Raw genomic sequence first — 7,303 nt, 5'->3', positions numbered from 1 at the left:
CGCCCTCTTGACAACTCACTTCCCATACAAGGATGACGGCACTGAAAGTGTGATCGCTGCCGGCGCAGCAGTCACCCCTCCAAATTCTTCAGCAATAATTTCAGCGCCGTCGCCGCGAACGCCTGCATGTTGGCGAGGCGATCGTTGCTACCCGTTTCCAGCGTCATCACCTCCGACGCCGGCCCTGCAACCGCCATGCAGCTGTGGCCGGCTGCATCGCCGTAGCGGTTACCGCTCGGGCCGGTCGCGCCGGTCTCGGACAGTCCCCAGTCGCAGCTGAAACGGCTCCGCATCTGCTCGGCCAGCAGCTTCGCATAAGGCTCCGACGACGAGCGAAAGCCCTTCATGCCGTCATCCGAAATATCCATCAGCACGCGCCGTGCATCGCGGGTGTACACCACGGCGCCACCGAGGAAATAGGCTGACGCGCCGGGCACCGCGAGCAGGCTGGCCGAGATCAGGCCGCCGGTCGAGGATTCTGCGACCGCGATGGTCTGTTTGCGCGCGATCAGTTTGGCCGCGACCTGTTCCGCAACGCCGACGAGCTCTTTCATGTCCAGTACCTCACCCCATCGCAACCGAGCTGTGCCTTCCTAGCATATGACAGCGCCATTGGCCGTGTTGCGGGCGGCGGGCAGGCCTGATTGAATGGCGGGACTCAAAGAGGTGCGGCGAAGCGCTGCGCAACAGACATGAGGAAACGTAAAAGGGAGACGTCATGGCGTCCCTGATTGCCGGCGGGGTGGATTGCGACGTGCATCCGGCCGTGCCGCATCTGACCAGCCTGCTGCCATATCTGAGCGACTATTGGCGCGACCAAGTGACGACGCGCGGCATGGTCGATCTCGTCTCGCAATCCTATCCGCAGAACTCGCCGATCACAGCGCGCCCCGACTGGCGCCCCGCGAGCGGCAAGCCGGGCGAAAGCCTGGAGGACATGCAGCGCCACGTGCTCGATCCCTTCCAGGTCTCTCGCGCCATCTGCAATCCGATCTACGGCGTGCAGATGGTGTTTTCCGAGGATCTGCAAGCCGCGTTCTGCCGCGCGCTGAACGACTGGCTGGCCAAGGAATGGCTCGACCGCGACCCGCGACTGCGCGGCTCGATCGTGATCCCGACGCAGAGTGTCGAGAAGTCCGTTGCCGAGATCGAGCGCTGTGCGGCGGATCGCCGCTTCGTGCAGGTGCTGATGCTGGTGATGGGCGACACACCGCTCGGCAAGCGCACGCTGTGGCCGATCTACGAGGCCGCGGAACGCCTGGAACTCGCCGTGGGCATCCACGCCGGTTCGGCCTATCACAATCCGCCGACCGCAGTGGGCTGGGGGTCCTATCACATCGAGGACTATGTCGGTCAGGCCCAGGCGTTCCAGACCCAGCTCACCAGCCTGATCATCGAGGGCGTGTTTGTCCGCCACCCGCGGCTGAAGACGGTGTTGCTGGAATCCGGCGTCTCCTGGATCTCCCCTTATCTCTGGCGCCTGCACAAGTTCTGGCGCGGGGTGCGAATGGAGACGCCGTGGGTCGACCGCGCGCCCCTCGAGATTGTGCGCAGCAACATCCGCTTCTCGTTACAGCCATTTGACGCGCCGCCGGACGAGGCGACATTAATTCGCCTGTTTGATCATATGCAGTCGGACGAATTGGTCTTATTCTCCACGGACTATCCGCACTGGCAGTTCGACGGCCAGGACGCGCTGCCCGAAGGTCTCACCGCCGATCTCGTGCGCAAGATCATGATCGATAATCCGCATGCAACCTATCCCCGCCTGACGTGAGCCCACTGCCAAAGGAGGCAAGGCGATGAATATCCAGTTCCGCGAGAGCCAAGAAGCCGCTTCCCCCCTGACCACCAAAACCGCGATCGCGGACTGCGACATCCACCCGGCACGCGCGACCCGCACCGAGCTCTATCCTTATCTCGCCAAACGATGGCAGCATCATCTCGAAGTCTACGGCGTCCATGCCTATCAGGGCATGATGGAGGGGCCACCCTATCCGAAGGCCCAGCCCAACGCCTCGCGCCGCGATGCCTATCCGCCGGAGGGCGGTCCGCAGGGCTCGTCGCTCTCCTTCATGCAGCAACAGCTGCTCGATCCCAACAACGTGCAACTGGGCGTGCTCAATCCGCTCAATACCGGGCAGGGGATCCGAAATCACGAGCTGTCGGCCGCGCTGTGCTCTGCGGTCAACGACTGGCAGATCGACAAATGGACCAGCAAGGACAAGCGGCTGAAGGCCTCGATCGTCGTCGGCAATGAGGATGCGCTGGCGGCGGCCGCCGAAATCCGCGAGCGTGCCGGCGACAAGAATTTCGTGCAGGTGCTCTTGCTCAGCCGCAATGTCGAGCCGCTTGGCCAGCGCCGCTATTGGCCGATCTATCAGGCCGCGGAAGAAGCGGGCCTGCCCGTCGGCGTCCACGCCTTCGGTTTCGGCGGCAACCCGATCACGCCGTCGGGCTGGCCGAGCTACTACATCGAGGAAATGGTGGGCCATTCGCAGTGCCAGCAATCGGCGCTTGCGAGCCTCGTGCTCGAAGGCGTGTTCGAGCGCTTCCCGAAACTGAAGATGGTGATGATCGAGGCCGGCTTCGGCTGGGCGCCGTCGCTGGCCTGGCGTCTCGACAAGGTCTGGCAGCGATTGCGCAGCGAGGTGCCGCATGTCAAACGGCCGCCGTCGGAATACATCCGCGAGCAGGTGTGGTGGACCACGCAGCCGATGGAGGATCCGGAGCGGCGCGAGGATCTGTTCGACGTCATCAAGTGGATCGGCTGGGACCGGCTGCTGTTCGCGACCGACTATCCGCATTGGGATTACGACGAGCCGTCGCGCGTGCTGCCGGCCGGCGTCAGCGAGGCCAATCGCGAGGCGTTTTATCTGGGCAATGCCAAGAAGCTCTACGGGATTGGTTGATGGCGCGACACGTGATTGCGCCGGTCGACGAGCTTCCGCCGGGGACACGCAAATTCCTGGAGATCGAAGGGCGGCCGATCGCGATCTTCAACATCAAGGGCGAGTATTTCGGCCTGATGAACCGCTGCCCGCATCAGGGCGCGGCGCTGTGCGAGGGCCCGCTGATCGGCCTCGCGCAATCCAGCGACCCCGGTGAGATCGAATATACGAAACTCGGCGAGATCATCCGCTGTCCCTGGCATGGCTGGGAGTTCGACGTCCGCACCGGCCAGTCCTATTGCGATCCACGCCGTTTCCGCGTGAAGGCGTATCCGGCTCATGTCGAGCCGGGCGCGAGCGTGGTGAAGGGACCGTATGTCGTCGAGACGATTCCGGTGCAGGTCGAGAGCGACTACGTGGTGGTGGAGCTGTAGCTCCGCCGCGCTGGAGCTGCGCTGCCTCACCCCGTTCTTGGACCGCAGAAGCTGATGATTTTTCAGGCTTTATTTTGCGCTGCAGCGACCACCCATTGGCGGAAGGCGGCCAGCTTCGGCGCTTCGCGGCGGCCATCTGGCGCGACCACGTAGAAGCCGGCGTCGGCTGGCAGTGCGATCTTGAAGGGGACCACGAGCCGGCCCTTGGCGATGTCGTCCTGGACGTAGGAGGTCCGTCCCATCGCCACGCCGATGCCGTCGATCGCGGCCTGGATGGTCATGAAGATCATGTCGAAGGTGATGCCGGGCTGCTTGGCGAGGTCGGCTGGCAGGCCCGCCGCCGTCAGCCACAGCCGCCAGTCGTCGCTGTTGGCATTGGATGTGTGCAGCAGCGGATGGTCTTTCAGATCTTCCGGCCGGCACAGCGGCTTGTCACCGCGCAAGAGCGAAGGGCTGCACACCGGGAACAGCTCGTCGGCCATCAGCCAGTCCGCGCGCAGGCCCGGCCACTGGCCGCGCCCGTAGCGAATCGCGGCATCGACATTGTCGCGCTGGAAGTCGACCAGGCTGGTCGAGGTGGTGATGCGGACGTCGATGCCGGGGTGCTGCTCCTGGAAATCCGTCAGCCGCGGCAGCAGCCATTTGGCGGCGAGCGAGGCCAGGGTCGAGACCGTCAGCACCTTGTCGTCGTCCTTGCGCAGCAGCCGGTCGGTCGCAAGCCGGAGGTCGTTGAAGGCGGCGCGGACGCCCGGCAGGTAGTCGCGCGCCTCCGGCGTCAGCGCCAGCGCACGATTCTGCCGGATGAACAGGCGGAGGCCGAGCTCCTCCTCAAGCCTGCGGATCTGATGGCTGATCGCAGTCTGCGTCACGTTCAGCTCGGCGGCGGCCAGCGTGAAGCTGAGGTGGCGCGCCGCTGCCTCGAACGCCCGCAACCCATTCAGAGACGGCAATCTGGCAGTCATTTGGCAACATGATGCATGAGCTTATTTCATGCGAAGGGGTACAAATTGTCGTTTGTCGAAGGGACTAGCCGAGCAGATATTGGCCATCAACTTAGCTCCAGGAGCTGAAAATGTCTACGTTGACCGACAATTCGATGACAAATCATCATGCATCCGGCTTCCTCGCCCAGATCGGCGAGACCCTTCACGTCTGGCATGAGCGCTACCGGACCCGGCGTGAGCTGACCCATTGGACCGCCCGCGATCTCCACGACGTTGGCCTGTCCTGGACCGACATCGCCTATGAGGCCGACAAACCCTTCTGGCGGGCCTGATTGGCCGTCAGGCCGGCGCCGCCTGATCACAGGGGCGCCGGCGGTCCCTTTTGCGCAAGGCAAATTTCTTAAGGCGCCTGTCATGAGCCTCCTTCGGCTGCAAGACCTGAAGCAATATTCGGACACGTTGCGCACCCGGCAAGGTGAGGCGCTCAACGTTCGCTTCATCGAGCCGCGCGACACCGACGAGCTCCAGCACTATTTCCGTTCGCTCTCGACCCGCTCCCGCTACAACCGCTTCTTCGGCGCGATCAGCGAGTTGCCGAAAGGCCTGCTTCACGACTTCCTCCAGGTTGGTGAGCGCGAACGCTTCACGGTCGTCGCAACGATGATGGTGGACGGGTTCGAGACCATCGTCGCCGAAGCGCGCTATGCCCCTCATGAGGAGAGCGCGACACTCGAATTCGGCCTTTCGGTTGGCGACCGCTGGCAGCGCCGCGGCATCGCGACCGCGCTGCTTCGGAATCTCGAATGCCGCGCCGCCGCGCTTGGCGCCGAGCACATGTTTGGCGACACGTTGCGCGCCAACGAGACCATGATCTCGCTCGCGCGCAAATCCGGCTTCGCATTCGTCAACCATCCGGACGATTGGAAGCTGGTACGCTTCGACAAAGAGATCAGGCTCGCGCCCAAGGACATTCCCTGCGCGAGCTGGCGTCTCGCCGCTCTTTCCCGTCAGGCCGACAGTCCCTCAGCCTCGGCCTGACACCACTGCAAGCCCGGCCCTGGTGAACCAGAGCCGGGCATTTTTTGTAGCCTGGATGGAGCGTAAGCGTAATCCAGGATTCGCGCGGCATTCGCAGGCGTCCCGGATTTCGCTGCGCTGCATCCGGGCTACTGGCCTGCTACTTCCCCGTGAACACCGCCTTGCGCTTCTCGATGAAGGCCTGCACGGCCTCCTTGTGATCGGCCGTATTGGTCAGGCGGATCAGCCGCTCGGCTTCGTGGTCGCGGGCGGTCTCGAAATCGAATTGTTGGGCCTCGTCGAGATTGTCCTTCATGTAGCGCAGCGCGAGGCGCGGGCCCTCGGCGAGCGACTTGGCCAGAGCGAAGGCCTCGGCTTGCAATTTGTCGTCGGGCACGACGCGGTTGACGAGGCCGATCGCCTCGCACCTCGCGGCGTCGACCTTGTCGCCGGTGAACATCAATTCGCGCGCCCGGGCGGTGCCGACCAGCCGCGTCAACAGCCAGGCGATGCCATAGTCGCCGCTCAGCCCGATGCGCGCGTAGCCGGTGGCGACGAAGGCCGATTGCGCGGCGATGCGGATGTCGCAGGCCATGGCGATGGCAAGCCCGGCGCCCGCCGCGGGCCCCGGCAGTGCGGCGATCGTCGGCTTGCGGACCGAGATCAGCGCGCCGGTGAGCAGCCGCTGCCGCTCCTGCAGATCGGCGACGCGCTGTTCAAGCGACATCTCCAGCTTCTTCGGATCGCGATGTGCGCCCATGCCCTTGACGTCGCCGCCGGCGCAGAACGCTTGGCCCGCGCCGGTGATCAGCAGCGCGCCGACGCCTGGATCCTCGCCACAGGTTCGGATCATCGTACGCAGCGCCGGCGTCAGCCTGTCGGACAACGAGTTGCGCGCCTCCGGCCGGTTCAGCGTGATCACCGCGACGCGGTCGCGGATGACGCAGAGCAGCTCGTCGGTGCCGGTATCGATGGTGGTTTCGGTGGTCATGTCGCTCCTCTGTTCTTGTAGGGTGGCCAAAGCGAAGCGTGCCCACCAATTTCTGTTCAGTGTTCGTGAAGGTGGGCACGGCGCTCCGCGCCTTTGCCCACCCTACGGCAGCGCGCCTCAAAATTTCTCCACCCAGGGCCGCAATTCCAGCTCCCAGCTCCAGGCGCTGCGCGGCTGCTGCAGCACGTTCCAGTAGCTCGCCGCGATCGCATCGGGATCGAGCATCGAATCCGGCTTGTCGCCAGGTTCGGTCCGCGCCGCGCTGCGGATGCCGCCGTCGATGACAAAATGCGCGACGTGGATGCCTTGCGGCGAAAGTTCGCGTGCCATGCTCTGTGCGAGGCCGCGCAGCGCGAACTTGCCCATCGCGAACGGCGCGGACTGCGCGTAGCCCTTGACGCTGGCGGAGGCGCCGGTGAACAGGATCGCGCCGTGCCTGTTCGGCAGCATGCGCCTGGCCGCCTGCTGGCCCACCAGGAATCCGCCATAGGCGCTGACCGCCATCGCCTGCGCCACCTCGGCCGGGACCAGATCGACGAACGGCCCGCGCGCGCGGCCGCTGGCATTGTAGACGACGAGGTCGGGCGTGCCGATCTCGCGCTCGACGAGGCCGAACAGCCGCTCGACCTCCTCAGGGTCGGTGGCGTTGCAGGCATAGGCCTTTGCGCCCGTCTCGCTGCAGAGAGCGCCGAGCTTTTCGATTTTTCGCGCGGCGAGCGCGACGCGAATGCCCTGCGCGGACAGCAGCCGCGCCAACGAGGCGCTCAAGCCTTCGCCGGCGCCGACGATGAGCGCGATCTTGTATGTCGGGTGTTCCATGGCGTGATCTCTCGAAAACAGGGAGCCGCTGATTTATGCACGGGCTGCGCAAACGACCAGCCGGGGCGCCGGTTGGCTTGATCACAATTCCGCAGAGCGAATTGCTCCTTCACGGCGATCATGCCGCCCTGACAATTTGCGGCTTTATCCAATCTCTCGGCTGGAGCATGATCGACATCATCCCAAGCGGCAAGCGCTAAAGCGGCG

At 64.6% G+C, this 7,303-nt stretch carries 10 protein-coding genes; 6 read left to right on the top strand and 4 right to left on the bottom strand.

What is annotated here, in order from left to right; translation table 11 throughout:
* Positions 1-71: 71 nt before the first annotated feature.
* Entirely contained in the window at positions 72-554 is a 483-nt protein-coding gene (locus tag FXV83_RS12680) for a CinA family protein (RefSeq protein ID WP_148739513.1), read from the bottom strand.
* Between the two features lie 164 nt (positions 555-718).
* On the opposite strand from FXV83_RS12680, the gene FXV83_RS12675 reads away from it, so the two are divergent.
* From FXV83_RS12675 to FXV83_RS12665, 3 genes are read left to right on the top strand one after another with little or no spacing between them, the layout of a single operon-like run.
* The gene (locus FXV83_RS12675) at positions 719-1,777 is read left to right on the top strand and encodes an amidohydrolase family protein (protein ID WP_148739512.1); all 1,059 of its coding nucleotides are present in this window, start codon (positions 719-721) and stop codon (positions 1,775-1,777) included.
* A gap of 25 nt (positions 1,778-1,802) precedes the next feature.
* A complete protein-coding gene (locus FXV83_RS12670) occupies positions 1,803-2,912 on the top strand; it encodes an amidohydrolase family protein (protein ID WP_148739511.1) in 1,110 nt (369 codons plus the stop codon).
* Positions 2,912-3,325 carry a Rieske (2Fe-2S) protein gene (locus FXV83_RS12665; protein ID WP_148739510.1) on the top strand — a complete coding sequence of 138 codons (414 nt, stop codon included), beginning with the start codon at positions 2,912-2,914 and terminating at the stop codon, positions 3,323-3,325. Before FXV83_RS12670 ends, FXV83_RS12665 begins: the two co-directional genes overlap by 1 nt.
* Positions 3,326-3,387: 62 nt before the next feature.
* Here the strand turns inward: FXV83_RS12665 and FXV83_RS12660 are convergent, their stop codons facing one another.
* Positions 3,388-4,287 (bottom strand): transcriptional regulator GcvA, encoded by a 900-nt coding sequence (locus FXV83_RS12660; protein ID WP_148739509.1) that lies wholly within the window; start codon positions 4,285-4,287, stop codon positions 3,388-3,390.
* A 110-nt stretch (positions 4,288-4,397) separates the two neighbouring features.
* On the opposite strand from FXV83_RS12660, the gene FXV83_RS12655 reads away from it, so the two are divergent.
* Both FXV83_RS12655 and FXV83_RS12650 read left to right on the top strand, forming a co-directional pair.
* The gene (locus tag FXV83_RS12655) at positions 4,398-4,601 is read left to right on the top strand and encodes a DUF1127 domain-containing protein (protein WP_148739508.1); all 204 of its coding nucleotides are present in this window, start codon (positions 4,398-4,400) and stop codon (positions 4,599-4,601) included.
* A gap of 82 nt (positions 4,602-4,683) precedes the next feature.
* On the top strand, positions 4,684-5,307 hold the full coding sequence (locus tag FXV83_RS12650) for a GNAT family N-acetyltransferase (protein ID WP_148739507.1): 624 nt from the start codon (positions 4,684-4,686) through the stop codon (positions 5,305-5,307).
* A gap of 139 nt (positions 5,308-5,446) precedes the next feature.
* On the opposite strand, the gene FXV83_RS12645 is transcribed toward FXV83_RS12650, so the two are convergent.
* Positions 5,447-6,277: an enoyl-CoA hydratase gene (locus tag FXV83_RS12645; protein WP_148739506.1), complete on the bottom strand. Its 831-nt coding sequence runs from the start codon at positions 6,275-6,277 to the stop codon at positions 5,447-5,449.
* Between the two features lie 117 nt (positions 6,278-6,394).
* The gene (locus FXV83_RS12640; protein WP_148739505.1) at positions 6,395-7,096 is read right to left on the bottom strand and encodes an SDR family NAD(P)-dependent oxidoreductase; all 702 of its coding nucleotides are present in this window, start codon (positions 7,094-7,096) and stop codon (positions 6,395-6,397) included.
* A 35-nt stretch (positions 7,097-7,131) separates the two neighbouring features.
* Here FXV83_RS12640 and FXV83_RS42610 point away from each other — a divergent pair, with 35 nt between their 5' ends.
* Entirely contained in the window at positions 7,132-7,296 is a 165-nt protein-coding gene (locus FXV83_RS42610) for a hypothetical protein (protein ID WP_187435860.1), read from the top strand.
* Positions 7,297-7,303: the final 7 nt, after the last annotated feature.

Source organism: Bradyrhizobium hipponense (assembly GCF_008123965.1).
GTDB classification, from domain to species: Bacteria; Pseudomonadota; Alphaproteobacteria; order Rhizobiales; family Xanthobacteraceae; genus Bradyrhizobium; species Bradyrhizobium hipponense.
The sequence above is the reverse complement of the archived record's forward strand: the minus strand, read 5'-3'. Positions and strand labels throughout refer to the sequence as shown.